At 34.4% G+C, this 17958-nt stretch carries 9 protein-coding genes and 2 rRNA genes; 10 read left to right on the forward strand and 1 reads right to left on the reverse strand.

Annotation, left to right across the window (positions count from 1 at the left end; genetic code table 11):
• The 5 genes from N7Z68_RS12365 to N7Z68_RS12385 form a co-directional block, all read left to right on the forward strand.
• Window positions 1–125 (forward strand): 23S ribosomal RNA (locus N7Z68_RS12365); the annotation flags it as partial.
• Between the two features lie 101 nt (window positions 126–226).
• A 5S ribosomal RNA gene (rrf, locus tag N7Z68_RS12370) occupies window positions 227–342 on the forward strand.
• An 886-nt stretch (window positions 343–1228) separates the two neighbouring features.
• Entirely contained in the window at window positions 1229–2131 is a 903-nt protein-coding gene (locus N7Z68_RS12375) for a transporter substrate-binding domain-containing protein (RefSeq protein WP_275118790.1), read from the forward strand.
• 137 nt (window positions 2132–2268) lie between these two features.
• Window positions 2269–2970, forward strand: coding sequence for an amino acid ABC transporter permease (locus tag N7Z68_RS12380; RefSeq protein ID WP_275118791.1), 702 nt, complete (start codon window positions 2269–2271; stop codon window positions 2968–2970).
• Window positions 2971–2983: 13 nt separating this feature from the next.
• A complete protein-coding gene (locus N7Z68_RS12385; RefSeq protein ID WP_275118792.1) occupies window positions 2984–3724 on the forward strand; it encodes an amino acid ABC transporter ATP-binding protein in 741 nt (246 codons plus the stop codon).
• 273 nt (window positions 3725–3997) lie between these two features.
• Here N7Z68_RS12385 and N7Z68_RS12390 read toward each other — a convergent pair whose 3' ends face one another.
• Window positions 3998–4075: a YjcZ family sporulation protein gene (locus N7Z68_RS12390; protein ID WP_275118986.1), complete on the reverse strand. Its 78-nt coding sequence runs from the start codon at window positions 4073–4075 to the stop codon at window positions 3998–4000.
• A gap of 458 nt (window positions 4076–4533) precedes the next feature.
• Here N7Z68_RS12390 and N7Z68_RS12395 point away from each other — a divergent pair, with 458 nt between their 5' ends.
• The 5 genes from N7Z68_RS12395 to N7Z68_RS12415 all read left to right on the forward strand — a co-directional run bounded on the left by N7Z68_RS12395 (window position 4534) and on the right by N7Z68_RS12415 (window position 17916).
• Window positions 4534–6783, forward strand: a complete 2250-nt coding sequence (locus N7Z68_RS12395) for an McrB family protein (protein ID WP_441296788.1) — start codon at window positions 4534–4536, stop codon at window positions 6781–6783.
• Window positions 6752–9211: a restriction endonuclease-like protein gene (locus N7Z68_RS12400; RefSeq protein ID WP_275118793.1), complete on the forward strand. Its 2460-nt coding sequence runs from the start codon at window positions 6752–6754 to the stop codon at window positions 9209–9211. Before N7Z68_RS12395 ends, N7Z68_RS12400 begins: the two co-directional genes overlap by 32 nt.
• Before the next feature lie 264 nt (window positions 9212–9475).
• Entirely contained in the window at window positions 9476–11158 is a 1683-nt protein-coding gene (locus tag N7Z68_RS12405) for a P-loop NTPase family protein (RefSeq protein ID WP_373323138.1), read from the forward strand.
• Window positions 11159–11176: 18 nt separating this feature from the next.
• Window positions 11177–12748, forward strand: a complete 1572-nt coding sequence (locus tag N7Z68_RS12410; RefSeq protein ID WP_275118795.1) for a hypothetical protein — start codon at window positions 11177–11179, stop codon at window positions 12746–12748.
• Entirely contained in the window at window positions 12745–17916 is a 5172-nt protein-coding gene (locus tag N7Z68_RS12415; RefSeq protein WP_275118796.1) for an FtsK/SpoIIIE domain-containing protein, read from the forward strand. The genes N7Z68_RS12410 and N7Z68_RS12415 overlap by 4 nt, the downstream gene beginning before the upstream one ends.
• Window positions 17917–17958 lie beyond the last annotated feature (42 nt).

Genomic DNA, 17958 nt, shown 5'->3' on the forward strand with positions numbered 1-17958 from the left:
AGATGAGATTTCCCATTACGTTAAGTAAGTAAGACCCCTTAGAGATGATGAGGTTGATAGGTCTCGGGTGGAAGCGTGGCGACACGTGGAGCTGAGAGATACTAATCGGTCGAGGACTTATCCAAATGAATAAAGCGTTGAATTCATCTAGCCATTATCCAGTTTTGAGAGAACCACTCTCAATGTGAACTAAGATAACCAAAGGGTCATCTGATGTTCAATATAGTCTAGTGGCGATAGCGAAGAGGTCACACCCGTTCCCATGCCGAACACGGAAGTTAAGCTCTTCAGCGCCGATGGTAGTTGGGGGCTTCCCCCTGTGAGAGTAGGACGTCGCTAGGCACAAAGCACAATCCAATTGGGTTGTGCTTTTTTAGTATGAAAAAAGGATGATTAAGCTTCAGGCGGTGAAGAGCTTTGGCTCGAAGAGGCAAACCCCTTCGAAGGACCAGCCGATGCAAGCATCGTGTGAAGGGGACGAAGCGAGTCAACGTGTACCCCTGTGAGAGGAAACTTTTCTTTTCGTAGAACAACATGAGGAGCATCGAAGGTGAGACTTCATGGATCACGTCCCCGTAGGAAAGAAAGGTTTAGAGGGACGTCGCTAGGCATAAAGCACAATCCAAATGGGTTGTGCTTTTTTTGCTTAGGCTGTCAGACAAGGCTTACTAGATGTAAGAGTAGAATTGATGAATTTTGTAGATTTATGTCGAGAATTCGATAAATTGAAAAAGTTGAATATAATTTCGGCAAAGTTAAAAATAAATTGGCTAAAGTTAAAAATATATTGAGCTAAGTTGATAATAAATGCATTAAACTGCTAACGGGAGTGAGGATCTTTACGTTGATCGATCAAGAAATGTTTATACCGTACCATAAGAGTTTAATAGAATTATTATTTAAAATGAGAAAATACATAGGTAGTCATAAAAGATGTGTAACATAATCAACCGCGGATTCTGTCACCCGGATTTTTAAAGCGTTAGTGAAATGGGGAACAGGCGTTGTTTCAAAGTAAAGTTAAAATAGAATAATCGTTGGTGTGGAACATATCGTGAAACAAGATTTTTCGGGGAGTCACAGTGAAAGAACCCAAAAACTTTATTAAAAAAATCTGTAAAACTATGAAAAATAAAATGTTTGATATTGAAACTTTAGTTGACTAATGATATTTTAAGTATATTATTCCGATTAATAAACTATGAATTTAAAAGGAGAAGAGAAGAAGATGAAAAAAATATTGTCGTTATTATTAATTACATTTTTAATGTTAGCTTTAGCTGCTTGTGGAGAATCTGAAGGTGATGGCTCTTCAGAAGAAAATGGCGCTGTTGCTGATCAAACAGAAGAAACAGATACAACTGAAACTGGTGAAGAAGATACTTCTTGGGCTAATGTTGAAGCATCTGGAAAAATCGTTGTTGGAACATCAGGTACGTACTCGCCTGTTACATACTATAACGATGATAACGAACTAACAGGCTTTGATGTGGAGCTAGTAAGGGAAATGGCAAATTACTTAGGTGTAGATGTAGAGTTTAAAACAATGGATTTTGATGGTATCCTACCAGCCCTCCGTAATGGACAAATTGACTTTGCTACAAATGACTTTGCTATCACTGAAGAGCGTTTAGAGACGTTCGACTTCACTGTGCCATATAAATATTCTTATGGTTCAATTATTGTAAGGGCAGAAGATGTGGACAAGTTTGAATCAGCCCACGATCTCGAAGGAGTGGACGTAGCTTTAGGTTCTTTAACAAGTAACTATGCAAGATTTGCAGATTACATTGGAGCTAACGGAACAGCTTATGACGGTGGAGTGGAAGCAATCCTTCGCGACGTGATAAACGGAAATACAGATGCATATTTAAATGACCGATTAGTATTAACACGTACCCTTGAAAGCTTTGGTGATGACCGCCTAGCAGTTGCTACTCAGGTGAAATATCATTCAACGTCTAGTGCAATGCCAGTACTAAAAGGGAACGAAGCCTTAGTGGAACGTTTGAGCGAAGCAATTGAAGCACTCATTGCTGATGGAACTGTCGCGCGTTTATCTGAAGAATTCCTTGGAGAAGATGCATCTCAACCTTTAGATTCATCTGAAGTAGTTGAATTCGACTTTTAATCAAATAATATAGAAAATAAGGGGATGGCTCAATAGGTATGTTCTTACCTTTTGGATCATTCCCTGTAGCATTTAAAGGAAAATCTGTGTAAGTTGTGTTGCTTTTGAAGCTATTGCTGTATAAGGATGGTGAAAAAATGATTGATTGGTTTAACCAAATTCAATGGGAACATTTATATGACCCAGAACTAGCGTGGAATTCATTGCCCTTTTTATTAGAAGGCTTAAAAATAACGATAATCATCGCTTTATTCAGTATGTTTTTTGCACTTATTCTTGGTATTTTAATTGGGATCGCTAGAATGTCTAAGTTTTGGTTTTTACGTGTGCCAGCAAGGATATATATTTCGTTTATGCGAGGAACTCCTCTCCTTGTATTTATTTTTATTCTCTATTATGGTTTACCTGTATTGGGGATACAGTTTAATAGTGCTATTGTAGCTGGTATTGTTGGGATTAGCTTAAATTTTGCTGCATACAATGCAGAAGTTGTTCGTTCAGCGATTATGTCTGTTCCTCGAGGGCAGTGGGAAGCTGCCGCATCTTTGCAAATGGGATATGTACAAACACTTCGTAAAATCATCATTCCACAAGCAACACGGATTGCTTTACCTCCTACCTTCAATATATTTATGGATGTAGTCAAGGGCACTTCTTTAGCATCCGTTATAACCGTACATGAGCTTTTGTATACATCGAGACTTGTAGCAGGTCGGACTTTCGATAGTATGACAATGTATATAACTGCAGCACTCATCTATTGGGTAGTGTGTATTGTGATTGGTCATTTCCAAGAACGGTTGGAGAAAAGATATAACCGCTATTTAAGTAAACGATAGGGGGAGAGGTCACATGATTGATGTAACTAATTTGAAGAAGAAATTTGATGAACTAACTGTTCTTGAATCGATAGATTTTTCTGTAAAAAAAGGGGAAGTAGTATGCCTTATCGGCCCTTCTGGATCAGGGAAAACAACACTACTTCGTTGTCTAAATTTATTGGAAGTACCAAACGGTGGTTCAATTACGATTGGGAATAAAACACTTACCTTTGACAATGCTCCGCCTTCGAAAAAGGATACAATTGCACTGAGGAGCTTTTCGGGAATGGTATTTCAGGGGTTTCATTTATTTCCCCATAAAACAGTGATGGAGAATATTATTGAAGCTCCGCTTGTTGTTAAAAAGCGAAAGAAAGTGGAATTAATGAAAGAAGGGGATGTACTACTGAAAAAGGTTGGGATGTTTGAGCATCGCGATAAGTATCCAGATTCCCTTTCCGGAGGCCAACAGCAACGTGCTGCTATAGCGAGGGCGTTAATGATGAACCCGGAAGTTATGTTATTTGATGAGCCGACATCCGCCCTTGATCCTCAATTAGTTAAGGAAGTTCTTCGTGTAATTGAAGAATTGGCAAAAGAAGGGCAAACAATGGTTATCGTAACTCATGAAATGAACTTTGCCAGAAGGGTAGCTGATAAGGTTTTATTCATGGATGAAGGCTTCATCGTGGAGGAAGGAACAGCCTCAGAAGTATTGGAAAATCCAAAAGAACAACGGACAAAAGAGTTTTTACAGCTGTTAGATGAATAAGATTAATTAACAAAACTGTACAGGCATAACGACTGTACAGTTTTTTAGTGCGCGCCAGGCATGTCTAACAGCTTGGTGGTGAAAGTCCACTACAGGCTTGCAGGATGCAGGATTCGGGTCTGACCCCCACTAAAGTATTACCGTAGCTGGGGACAGACCCCAATTTTTAGCGCTATAAAGCACTGGGGACAGGCACCTTTTTTCTATTTATATAAACTATAAAGTGAAAGGTACATTAAAATGCTACCCATTATTGAGTGACTGGATCATTTATTAGTAAGTGACATAAGCGGAACCGACAATTACAAGAAGAATGAACAACACAACGATTAACGTAAAGTTGTTATACATTCAATAACACCTCCTTGTGATGTTACAGTAATACCTTATGTCAGGAAGTATCATCCGATTGGGCGCTTATCTATTTCTAGGTTAATTAATGAAGGTGCCGTTCCAATAAATGATTTTGGTGGATTACACTTATAGTTACAGTAGTAGGACAAGTACTATTTCTTGTTTGTTATTAAGTAAAAGAAAAACTGCATCATGTGCCTTTTTAATTTTCAACTATAACAAATGGTTTACATGAAGTTTAATGCTGAAGTTTTAATTGAAAGTAGATCAATTGAATACCTCTATTTGTTCGTAAAAGACGTAAAGTTACATGATATGACTTTTTATTACAACCATTGAACGGTATAATTAGACTAAGACTGATTAGGTGGATTTTACTAAATATAGAAAAACAATGTAATTTTTAGGTCAAGTCCTATTAGATACAATAGAGATCGGAGACAAGGGGAGAATTTATGCCTACTCAAACAGAAGCAATCATTGAAGCATTGGAAGAACTTGGCGGGGTAAGGACCATTACTGAAATTAAAAGTTGGGTCACAAATAAATATGGTGAGAACTGGAAGGACTTTTCGACAGTAATAGCGGATATGGTCCCTAAACGACTTGGGGGTAACAATTCGGCGCAAATCCAGGAAAAATACCGTGTACTAGAAAGAGTAGAAAAAGGAAGATATCGCTTGTTAAATGAAGTTAAAGAAACTAATACATCGCAAACAATGAAACACATTTTTATAGAACTAGCCAAAAGGAATAACGAAATAAAAACGCTATCCTCTCATAAACCGAATTGGATAACAAAAGTCGATCAGAGCGGAATTTATGTAGAAACAGAAGCGTCCAGACAAAAACAAGAGAGAGGCGAAAGTAGTGAACGTGGTGCTCACATCCAGTTCGATTACATGTTAATTGCTTGGGAGGAATTCACGAACAAACGTGTAGCTATAGCCAATGACTTCGTCCAAACGCGCGGAAGAACGTCTTTTTTAATGGCTTTCTTTGCAAAATTGCCTTTTGTTGAAGTGGTTCAGAAGAATGGGGCTACAGCTATTGCTCTGAAGGAATTTAAGACGGATGAGTTACCAAGTATCAAATTTTATCGGGTAGTTGACTATCTGAATGAAATAATAGAGGGAATCCATGACCCTGAGAACATGAGAGGAGATATCGAGCAAGCTAGAATGATGGCGTCTGCTCGCCAAGACTTACGGCTGCTAAAAGTTTTGAAAGATCAAAATAAAAAGAATGTAGATTTAATTAAAAAATATAAAGAAGACGTAAATAGGAATGATATTTTTAAAGAACAAATCCTAAAAGTTGAGTTTTTTACGATTACATTAATCTTACTAGATTTACTAAGAGATCTGTCCACTAAAGAAAAGAAACATGCATTGTTAGAGATTAGCATGTTAATTGTAAGGAATTCACAAGGTGATAACTTAATGCTGGAGTCAGTTGCCGTCAAACGAACTAACAATGTGATTAATTGGCTCCAAGAAGTCCACCTCATCGACGAAAGTTATGTACCTATCTTTCCTAAAGGGGTGGGATATCAAGTGTTTCCAAGTAATGTAGAACAAATTCACGAAGAAGAGGAAGTTCATCTTCCTTCAAGAGAGCTCGTCAATCACATGTATCAGTACATAACAGGTAAAGGCTTTTATTATGAAAAAGACGAAGTGACCAACCTTTATTTATCGTTAAAAACAAAACCATTTGTGATTATATCGGGGATTTCCGGTACGGGTAAAACGAAAATTGTCCAATGGTTTGCAGAAAGTGTTGGAGCGACAGAGAGAAATGGGCAACTGACCATTATTCCGGTACGACCAGACTGGAGCGATGGATCTGATCTACTCGGATATGTGGATATAAAAGGAGATTTTAAAGAAGGTCCTTTAACAAAAATTTTAGTAAATGCAATTGAAAATCCTAATCGGCCGTATTTTGTGCTGTTAGATGAAATGAACCTTGCACGTGTAGAGCATTATTTTAGTGATCTTTTGAGTGTTATGGAAAGTCGTAAATGGGAAAATGGAAAGCTAATGACTTCACCTGTCTTAGATGAAAAAACACTAGAAAATGAGATTTATCTGCCCTCAAATGTGTATATCATCGGGACCGTGAACATGGATGAAACGACCTATCCTTTTAGTAAAAAGGTGTTAGATCGTGCTAATACGATTGAATTTAACCGGGTGAAATTAGATTATCTTCGCTTTTTAACAGATACAGAAGAGATTGACTCGGTGACGATTCATAATGAAGCTTTTGAAACGAAATACCTCCATCTAAAAGATGTTTATACCCAACAAGCGAAACTAGTAGAAGATGTCACAGAAGAAATTGTAAAAATTAACGAAGCGTTACAAATGATTGCGGCACATGTCGGATATCGCGTGCGTGATGAAATTTGTTTTTACATGGCTTACAACGAAAAAGGAAATCTCTTATCCTACAATGATGCACTGGATCGCTGTATTCTTCAAAAAATATTACCGAGAATTTCCGGAAGTGACACGAGAGTGGATCGGGTATTAAAGGGACTGTACAAAGTGTTTACGAACAAAGAGTTAACGGATGTAAAAAGTGTAACAGATGACGATATTGCGCTGGCTAAATATCCGAAAAGTACAGAAAAGGTCGTAGAAATGATGAGGAGGTTAGACGAAGATGGCTTTACATCCTTCTGGATCGGCTCGTGAGGATGTAGAGCTGGTCTCTATTGAAACTGAAACCTTTAGCCTTGCGATAAAAGGAAAACCGTTTCATCCCCGGTATGAAGGATTAAAACAATACCGAGCGTTAGATTTTCATGATGTGATGCAATTTCAAGTGGCAGGAGAAGAAATAATAAGAGTTCGTGTATTTGATGTAGAACACCAAAAGCTCGTTGAACCGTCTATACAACGTCCAATCTTTTTTGAAAATATGGTTTACCAAGTTATTGTTCAACCGAAAAAGGATATCGAATTGTCTTTTTACCATGAGCACCCGTTGTTAAGAAATGCTGTAGATCGTGTTGAGTTGTCGGGTACTTCTTATGTTCTAATGGGTGCACTACAATTTCAAAATGAAGTTGGATTAACAACGTTTGAAATCCGATCAAACGAGCAATCGTTTCTTCAAGTGACGCTAGAGATTTTTCCTACAAAGCTAGATTACAAGCGTGATTACCAAAAGCTTTTAGAAGAAGTAAATGATGAAATTTACAATCTAGCCTATCACTTCATAAAAAAGACGTACTTAGGAGCAAAGATTAAGCTAGACGGTGAACCATCAGCTTCGGAATTCTATCGGTTAATTTCAGCTCATTTTCAATCGTTTTTACAAGCGATCGATCGAATCGAAAGGCAGCCCCATCACAAACTAGAAAAAGTCCATGTTCGTGCCCGAGGTGATCAACTTCAACGATTAGATGCAAAAGGAAGGAGTGACCTTCGTAAAAAAGCCCATCTTTTCGTGGAAGTTTCGAATGGGATTCGGATCCAAGAGAAAACGATGATGCCTACACATGGCTTAAAAATGAAAAAAGAATTGACCTATGACACACTTGAAAATCGTTACGTTAAGTGGATGCTGAGCAGATTAATTCACAAACTGGATTCGTTGCTTGAAAAGCTTACAATGAAAACACGTTACGAAACCGAACCAGATGAAGATCTAATCGAAAAAATTATAAAGATGAAGCGGAATTTACAGCTCAAAACAAAAAATCATTTTTGGAAGTCAATCGGAAAGTTAGATCGTTCGGTTATGAGCTTAGTCTTACAAATGGCACCGGGGTATCGTAATGCTTTTCAGATTTACTTAACAGTTTCAAAGGGCCTGGCCTTACAAGGGACTATGTATCAAATGTCAGTCAAAGACATTGCGACTTTATATGAATATTGGACGTACATCAAGCTTGGACAACTGTTAAGCAAGAAATATGTTCAAGTAAGTCAGGATATTGTAAAAGTTAATAAAGATGGACTCTTTGTCAATTTAGACTCCAACCAGTCAGCGAAACGTGTGTTCAAACATCCGGTTACAAATGAACGAATTGAACTCATGTATCAAAAGACAGGTGGGAAGCTTCCAACGACAGCCCAAAAACCGGACACGATGCTGAGCATCCAAAAGAAAGGAAAAGACTATTTTTTCAACTATGTCTTTGATGCGAAATATCGGATTGATTTTGCGGTTGAAGGAAGTTATTATGGCAATCGCTATCAATCTCCAGGACCACTGGAAGAAGACATTAATACGATGCATCGCTATCGTGACTCATTAGTCGTTCAAAACAAAGGCCCATATGAACGAAATGCATACGGCGCCTATGTATTGTTTCCGTGGGAAAATGAAGCGATATATCAAGAACATCATTTTTATGAAAGTATTGATAAAGTCAACATAGGTGGTCTACCTTTCTTACCGAATGCCACCGAACTTGTTGAACGTTTTGTTGAAAACTTAATTGAAAAGAGTCCGGAAGAAATTCTGGAAGAAGGCATTCTACCACGAGGGACACTAGAAGAATGGCAGTCCGCGTTAGAAGAAAAAGTACTGATAATCACTGTCTCAACGGAAACCGATTACCGCCAAATGATTCAAGAAGGTGAAATTCCATTAACCTTTGAGATGAAAAAAGGCTGGCAAGATATAAAGTACATTGCGCTATATGGAACGAAAGAGGTCGGGTTCGTTCATGGGGTAAAACACTATGCAAGAATCGATGAGCTTCAAGTATGGGATAATCACCTTCTAGTTAAAGTAGAGGCTTGGGAGTCACTACCAACAACGATTACACCTGTGAATTACGGTGTGAGCACGTATGCGATGACCACTCTACAATCACTAAAAGAAGCACAGGAACTTCCTGAACTATTCATGAAATCAAGAGAAGAAATGATGCTATGGCGAGTGTTACGACGAGTATCCGACCGAATCAAACTCGATTTAAACACAAACCAACTGGATACGGCGACTAAAGTTCAATCCTATCAAGTGAAAGACATTCAACTGGAGATGAACACAGAACGAAATGAGATCCAAATTAGCAAAGACAGTTACGAAGAAATTATTAGCATGGATGATCTGCATAGAAAACCATCGTATGTGTTTAAGCAGATTATTAAAGCGATTGGATAGTATGTAGGGTTAAGAAAAAGGGTTTGTAACCGTGAACATTCACAAGCTGTTTAGGATTTTACGGTTATAAAAACAAATAATAAGGAAAAATATATTACTTATTAATAATAAACTGGATAAAATAGGAAGAGGTTAAAGTAGATATATTTAGAGTACGGATTATGGAAACAACTTTATTGTCTTGTTTTGTCGAAAATATAAAAAAATCAATGAATTTTAGTACAATATATATAGGAATAGAAAATAAACAAAGCGGTGATCCTTTTGGAAAATAATAAATTTGTAAACTTTTTAGACCAATTTAATGTACTATCCCCGAACCATTCTAAAATTTATGATGAATATACTTCAGATACTGAGTATTCAAATTATAACTTTACAATTAAAACAAAGGTTCAAGAGCACTTAGAAAATCTTTTCCGGGAAAACCCACAAAGTTTGATTTTAACCGGAAATGCAGGTGATGGTAAAACAAGGTTATGTCGTATTATACATGATCAACTATCATCAAATGAATTAGAGCATTGGCCTGAAGACGGAATTGTAGATTTGAGGCTAGACTTTGGTACTCTTCGTATTGTAAAAGATCTTTCTGAGTTAAGAGATGATGTAATTTTAGAACAACTACTTAGATTACAAGAGTCAATACAATCTAGACATACAAATAAATTATTTTATTTAATAGCTGCTAATGAAGGTAAGTTAACGAAGTTCTTATCCCAACATAATGAGCTGGCAGAATTAAGAAGGGAAGTATCAAATAGGTTTAATTCATTTAAGAATAACAATCAGGTGTTTAGCATTATTAATTTATTAGATGTTACATCCTCAGTTTATGTTGAGAAAGTACTTGAAGATTGGAATAAAGAAGAGAATTGGGAGGCATGTAACTCTTGTAAAAAAAATGGTAGTTGTATTATTTTTCTTAATCATCAACGAACATCAGGGGAATTAGTACAAAAAAGAATTGTAGAACAATACCGAATTCTAGATTATTTAGAAACCCATATTACTATGCGTGAAATGCTAATTCATTTAAGCTTTATGATAACAGGTGGACTAACTTGTGAGGATATAAATCGAGCAGGTTATAAAGAACTATCCAACCATTCAAATAAAATTTATTATGAGAATTTTTATGGTCATCATCTTAGTCCGCATGCTTTTGCTGAGATGAGAGCACTTCGAATTTTTAAAGCATTAGACCCTGGTAATTATTCCCATTCGGATATAGATGATTTTATCATGAACGGTGATATAAGTGGAAATAAAGCAATTGAAGAACTCCACCAAGAATTAGTAGACGATTCTATGGACATGCAATTTGGATATTTCTCTAGAAAATTAAGACTTTATAGGGATCATGATGGGATTTCAGACCATTCAATAATAGAAGATTGGGTTCAAAAATTAAGAAGAAAGTTTTATTTTGAGATAAATAATTCCGCTGGATTTGATCGACATGTTTTATTACCTTTTCAGTACTTATCAGATTACATTAGTCTGTTTAATAATCAGCAAACTCAGTCATCAATAAAGCGTAATTTAATTAGTGGCTTAAATCGTTCCTTTTCAGGGAGGCTTGTCGATTCAAAAGCAAGTTTATTTGCGACTAGCCAAAACCTAATGATTTATGATGAATTTAAAAGTAAAGAAATTAATATTATTGATGATTTAATAAGAGATGATATAGATTATCTGCCGTCTAAATTTACTCTAAGTGTTCAAAAAGAAATAAAATTGCCAATGAATTTGTTTATATTTGAATATCTAATGCGTGCGCAGGGTGGAGGTACTCATAATATTTTAAGAGAAGAGGCAGATATTCTAATCGACACCTTTAAGAATGAATTAATTAAGATTAGTGAACCAGAAGAATTTACATTAACAGTTCTCAAAAGAGATCGAGATTCTGGGTTATTTGTTAAGGTAGAAATTGATCTTTGATATTGGGAGGGAAGAAAAGTGTCTAATGAAAAAAGAGATAAAGTAAGTTTTTCATCACAGTTATCTGAAAATATTTGGGGGCATCGTTTTATGGATGGACAAAGAGGCCCTGAATATGTACTTGAGTTTTTAAATGTTATGGTAGGTACGGATTATCAACTTGATGCCGATAGTTATTATAGGAAAAAATCAACTGGGCTTAGAAAATTTATTTTTGAAGGTGACAAAGAAGGCAGATCTAATGAGATAGCTAGGCTAGACGATGAGGAACGTAAGAAACTAAATTATGCAATATCTGATAGGGAAAAAATAGATGTAGTTCGCGAGTTTTTCCGTAATTTAGAGGTTCCAATTTATGATGGGAGAGGGAAACCGGCTAATCGCTCATGGTATGCAAAATCTTTATATCCTTTACATGACTCATTATTATTTTTTGAATTAAGAAAAAAAGGAAATTCTATTTCCTATGAGAGAAATTTCTATGCTCGTGGTGGAGAGTTATATTATTTAATGCTGTCTTATGGTACTAGAAATAACCCTGAGTTAAAAGCGTCTATTGAAAAAAGATTAAATAATTTACTTTCAAAAAACAAGCCTATAGAATCAATTGTTGATTCTATCTCTAATGCTTTAACTTTACAAAAACCTGAAGAAAAACCAGCTCCATTAAAAGAGGGGAATGGAAAAGAAAAATATCCTTATTTACCCGATGATATTGACATTGAGCTATTTAGAAAATTCGCTATTGAATTTAATAATTTAATTAAGCTAAATATTGATATGTATGAAATGTTTAAACTGTTAGTTAGTTTAGCAACTTTCCAAATAAAAAGGTATCTGTTATCACGTGTGACTGAAGACAATAAAACTGTAATGTTTTTCGACTGTATGGATGGACAAGTAGAACAAGTCAGAAAACAATCCGCAATCTCTTTTAACCAAAATGAATTATTAATTAAGCAAAAATATGAGGATACATTCGAAAAAATATTTAACGAAAAAATACAAAATGAAGCATATGTTGCCGAGAATTTAGAAGTATGGAAAAAAGATGATGGTGAAAAGTTTTTTGAGTTATTAGATCTTGGTAATTTACATAAAAGAACTAAACAACGTGCAATTTCAACTTTAGCAAAATGTGAAGACTATAATGATGTTAAAACTAAATTATTTAATATTGTAAAGGACATAATTGATGACCAACTAAAAAAGCATCAAATTCCGATTATTAGAGGATTAGTACGTGATGGTGGAATGGGTGGTTTTAGAACTGGAACCAATTACCGATATTTTATGTCAGATAATTTCATTAAAATTTTGGTTTTTATTAATGTTAAGCCAAATCAACCGATTGAGTATAGTGATTTCTTAAAGAGTATTTATAATGACTATGGAATTATTATTGGTGAAGTCGAGGCTAAAAAATCAGGAATTTATGCAAGATCTCAACTTAATGTCAGTTATTTTCAAAAAAATGAATACTCACTACGTGAGAAATTAAGACAAAATGGGTTGCTTATTGAATACTCCGATGCAACAGCAATGATTAGGAATCCATTTGAGTACACCGAAGATGAGGTGAGCTTATGAATAAGTCAGAAAAACTTTTAGGACAATGGGTTTGTAATGTTCTATTAAAGCATTTTGAAGAGCATCAAAAAGAAAATACTCCCAAATTATTTATTAAAGTAAGTGGATTGCTAGAGCAAGATGTAGAGGCGTTACTAAATTACTTAGAAATAAAACAAGAAAATTTTAATAAATATTACGAGCCAATTATAAGGTTAATTAAAGCAAATGATAATTTTGTGCAATATAACTTGAAAGAACATGAAACAAGTACATGGTTGAGAAATAATACTAGGTTTAAGCAAGCCTTAGTAATTATTATCAATGATATTACACCTGAAGCACAGAGTTTAGAAAATTTATTTGCAATAGATGAAGCATTTTTGCTATCAAATAATGGTATTGAATTGTTATATGAAGTATTAGCTTCAGATTATAATTTTGTGTCTGAAGAAATAGAAGATCTGAAAGAATTTATATATATGTATAGTGAGTTGGCTGAACCACAACTTAGAAATTTAGTTGAGTTTATTTCAAATGTAGTTGAAAGTAACTTTGATTCAACAGTAAAAAGGATACAAAATAATTTACCTACATTGGGACTCTTTGTTGATAACCACCTTTCTATTTCAAGCTCAAGTATAAAAAGGTTACGTAGGAACTATGGATTAGCAAATTTACAAGATAGAAATGCAAATACGGAAAAACTTCAAGAGAGATTATATACATTTTTAGATAGTGAAGAAAAAAATGGTTACACAAATGAGATCTGGGAATTAACTACACCTGAGCAATTCCTAGAAGATACCCTAAACTTTGTTAATAAAAAAGACCTTGCTTTATTAAAATATAATTTTGAACTAATAGAGGAAGTTTTTAATTTTAAGGAAAAGACAACTTTAACCGATCGAATAAAAGAAGCTTTATCTTACGAAGAACGTCCAAAGGAAGATAAAACTTTAATAGACCAAGGTATAGAGGCAATTGAACAAAATGAAGACCCTGATGATATTCAAGACTTTTACGAGGAGTTTGAAACTCAACTACAACCTTCTCCAGACCTGAAAAAGATCATTAGTAGAAGGATTGAGAAGTTAAGACATCCATCCGACTATGAAGACTTATATGATGCATTACTTTATGAATGCTTCAGCTTAATTGATGAAAATATTAACGAGGAGAATATTAGTGAGTGTTCCTTTACACTTTCGGTTGTATCAAACCAGTTGCCTGAGAATATCCAACAGTTAATTACAATTTACTTATATAATATTGAAAGAGTAATTCCAAGGATTAGTTTTAAGCAAGAACCAATTACAGTAGACGCAACAGGTAAAAGTGATGAGGTTACTTTTAAGCTCGAATTTAATTTAAAAGGAGAAAAGATTTCTCAAAAGTCATTTAAAATAATTAATTTAACAAATAATTATCTAAATAATTTAATTGAAGGGGTAAATAATAATAAACTCCCTTATATTAGAGAGTATATTGAAGATGCTGTTGAAGAAATTGATGTTAAAGAGAAGGTATTAAAAGAAATTGAATTATATATAACAAGTCGTGAAAAAACAATTCAAGAGCACTTTGATAAATTTAATAAATTCTGCATAATTTATTTAGAAGTTTTAAAATCTGTTAGTAATAATGGGATATTTTCCATTGATCTTATAGAACTTGAAAACCAGTTAGAAACCTTACTAGGTGGTATTAATCATTCAGTTCAGGTTACTCAGCATATTTATAGTTCTTTGAACTATATGGGTTCAATTGATGAAGTTAATTCTAAAATTGATCATACTGGTGTTGTAACATCGAGAACACTTACAATTTTTAATCCTTTAAGATTAATAAGTTATTTAAAGAGATATAAAGGAATAGAAGAACAATTAAATGACTGGATTAATAGAGCAGCTGAACAGCGCTTACATGTTGAGCAACAAAATAATTATTTAGATTATGTTACTGATCAATTAGCCCAGTTATCTCCTAGGTATTTTTCAATAGAAAGTGATGACCGATTTCTAATTGAAATTGGTGAGACTATGGGACAGGGTAGATTTGTATTAAATAACGAAATAATGGATAATACAGATCATCTATCAAAAGAGTTGTCTGACGAATTAGTTAAAGTTACAAAAAATTACTTAGAAGTTTACCCATATGCAAAAGATGGGCTGGATATTTTATATTTATACTGTCAAAGTGCAGATGTTGTAATTAATTCTATAGATCAACTGTTTAAAAAGGTAAGAGGACTAACTAAATTACGACTAACAATTCATAGTTCTCAATCTGCAAATATTCATCAAAAGATTAATAAATGGATTGAAATTCGAGAAGAGTATACAAAACCTGAGATTTCAAGTAAATTTCCAAAAGTTGAAATTAAGGTTGTATCTGGTGTATCGGTGGATAAAGTCTTTGATCAGATTGATCAGCATATGATAGATGCGGATTTGGTAGTATTAGCTGATTATTTTGGGCAATCAGACCAGGTAAGATACACTTTCGATAAAATAAACCCGAAAAGGTCCACAGATTGGTTTGAACCTGTTTACAATGAGCCTTTACTTGTAACTGAGGCAGTCAAAAGAATTCCTTATGTAAGTGAACGTTTACCAGTTTCTCTACAATTATTTTATAAGATGCAATATATGATTCAAAAGCATGCAATGCTTGATGACAATGAGTTATATGTACTGAAAAATACAATTACAATCAATAACGTAAGTAGTGCATTAATAGATAGAATTCATGAGAGATTTAATTGGATAATGATTATGGATCGTTTCCTAGACAAGTCATTATTACAAAAAACATCTTCTAAAGCACAAATTATTCAGTATCGTTCAAAGGCTGGTAAGAATAAGAATTATAAGTTAATTCTTTCTTCTTCTAAATACATCAGAAAATTACACAATAAATTAGAAGACTACGGGTATTATGATCGTGTGTTGAGGAAAACAATTGAAATTCTTAAAAATAATAGCATTGACCGTAACAAAATTATTGAAACAGTAGATGTTGTAAAAGAAATTTCAGGTGCTCTTGTTTTAAAAGCAATCGGACCCGGAAAGTATGCTCATGAAATGCTTTCAACGTATTTAACTTTAAAAGCCTATAAAGAAGATAGTAAACAAAATACATTGCAAGTTTGGTCATTATGTGATGAGTTACCTTGGTTCCATTCAAAAGGGAGAAGACCTGACATAGTGATTACTAAAATTGAACAAACTGATGACAAAATTAACATTGTTTTTTCAATTAAAGAATTAAAATTCGTAAATCATAGGATCTTTGAAAGAGAACGAACGGATGCGGTTAAACAGATTGAATCAGCCGAAACTCTTTATAAGAGTATCTTTAACTTTAATGAAAACTATTCTGATTCTTTATATTGGAGAGATGAATTAGTTCACTATTTAGTTGAAAGGAATGCCTATACTCCAGGTGAAGCTTATATATTAAAGGATTTACAGCATACACCTATTGAGGATATAACTGTAGAAATTGATACATCTATTGAAGTATTCTGTTATACATCTAATTTATTAGAGTATGACTTTGCTAAGGGAGAAAATAACATTTATGAGGATAAAATCAACGGAAAATATATGAACAAGATCTATCCTAGAAGTTATATCTTAGAGCAACTTGGTACATCGGAAGTAGAGCAACCTGATTACGACGAATTAAACAGCGATCAGGAAGGAGATCAGCAAAAGTTCTTTGAAGAGAAAGTAAACTTAAGCGAAAATGAGAATGCGATTGACGAGGGTGCCAACTCTGATATTAAAGAAGAATATAATGATAGCTCTCAAGAGGAACAGGTAGCTAATATTTCTAGGGGTAATATAGATACAGAAGATTCAGAACCGAGGGTTATTAACGATCGAGAAAATAAACCTGGAGAACCAAATACAGATGTAAACTTAACTAGAGAAGAACAGGATGTAACTAGTGAAATTAATAATATTAACGAGGAAGAAAAAGTTAAAAAGGATACAGTCACATCTAATCATAATAGTGATATAATATATGCTGAAGTTGCTGCTTTAGCCGATTTAGACTTGCGATATAATCATAATGAAAATCAAGATTATACAAATCTTAAACGACAATATATCAATAAACTTACTAGTAACTTTAGTAGGAATAAAATTGATATTGAAGTTGAAGATGTGATAGTTGGACCAGGAGTCATTAGGTTAATTGTAAGAATTCCCAGTACAATCTCTGAAAAGAAAATTACAAGCCGAAGAAGAGATATTCAGCTTTGGTTAGCTGCACGACAGGAACCTAATATTGAGATTGATCGTGATAGGATAAATATTGACATAGTACGTGAGGATCCAGAAACTATCTATTTTGAACAGTTTATGGCACTAATTAGAGATCAATTGGTAGATAAAATAAATGATAAAAATTTAATCGCCCCGTTAGGGTTGGATCCACTAAGTCAATCGATCACCATTGACTTAGCAGACTCGATGACACCACATCTATTAGTAGGGGGTACAACCGGAAGCGGAAAAAGTGTAACTCTTAATTCAATAATTCTAGGTATAATGTGCTTATATAAACCTGAAAACGTGCAATTTGTCTTCATTGATCCTAAGAAAGTTGAATTTACCTATTACGAAGAGAAAATTCATACAAAAGAAGTGGTTACAGATTTAGAAGATGCTGCAGATACACTTGATAAAATGATTATTGAGATGGAATATCGTTATGATCTATTCAAAAAGGAATATGCAGCAAATATAAATGAATATATAGAAATTAAGAATGAAGTCTTACCTCGTATTGTAATTGTATTCGATGAGTTTGCAGACTTCATGAATCAAGATAAGGAATTAGCTAAGAGAGTTGAGACCTCTGTCTTAAGATTAGGCCAGAAGGCAAGAGCTGCAGGTATTCACTTAATAATATGTACCCAACATCCAAAAGCTGATGTTATAGATACTAATATTAGGAATAACTTAGGTGCACGATTAGCTTTACGAACTGCAGATGCGACGGCATCGAATGTTATTTTAGATCAAGACGGTGCTGATCGTCTAGCAGGAAAAGGTGATTTCTTAGCAAAAGTTGCTTTCGGACAGGTATCACGTGGGAAAAGTCCGTTCCTAACACCTACTGTTAAACGAGCGCTATTAAAGTATTTTGAGGAAGATACATCTAGATAACTATCTAGATGTCTTCTTTTCAAACTATTCACTACTGGAGAC

The sequence above is a fragment of the Alkalihalobacterium chitinilyticum genome (assembly GCF_029028005.1).
GTDB classification, from domain to species: Bacteria; Bacillota; Bacilli; order Bacillales; family Bacillaceae_F; genus Alkalihalobacterium; species Alkalihalobacterium chitinilyticum.

What these genes read in the sequence shown, in the direction of transcription:
- N7Z68_RS12375 (WP_275118790.1), top strand. Translation starts at nt 1,229, where the DNA reads ATGAAAAAAATATTGTCGTTATTATTAATTACATTTTTAATGTTAGCT.
- N7Z68_RS12380 (WP_275118791.1), top strand. Translation starts at nt 2,269, where the DNA reads ATGATTGATTGGTTTAACCAAATTCAATGGGAACATTTATATGACCCA.
- N7Z68_RS12385 (WP_275118792.1), top strand. Translation starts at nt 2,984, where the DNA reads ATGATTGATGTAACTAATTTGAAGAAGAAATTTGATGAACTAACTGTT.
- N7Z68_RS12390 (WP_275118986.1), bottom strand. Translation starts at nt 4,075, where the DNA reads ATGTATAACAACTTTACGTTAATCGTTGTGTTGTTCATTCTTCTTGTA.
- N7Z68_RS12395 (WP_441296788.1), top strand. Translation starts at nt 4,534, where the DNA reads ATGCCTACTCAAACAGAAGCAATCATTGAAGCATTGGAAGAACTTGGC.
- N7Z68_RS12400 (WP_275118793.1), top strand. Translation starts at nt 6,752, where the DNA reads ATGGCTTTACATCCTTCTGGATCGGCTCGTGAGGATGTAGAGCTGGTC.
- N7Z68_RS12415 (WP_275118796.1), top strand. Translation starts at nt 12,745, where the DNA reads ATGAATAAGTCAGAAAAACTTTTAGGACAATGGGTTTGTAATGTTCTA.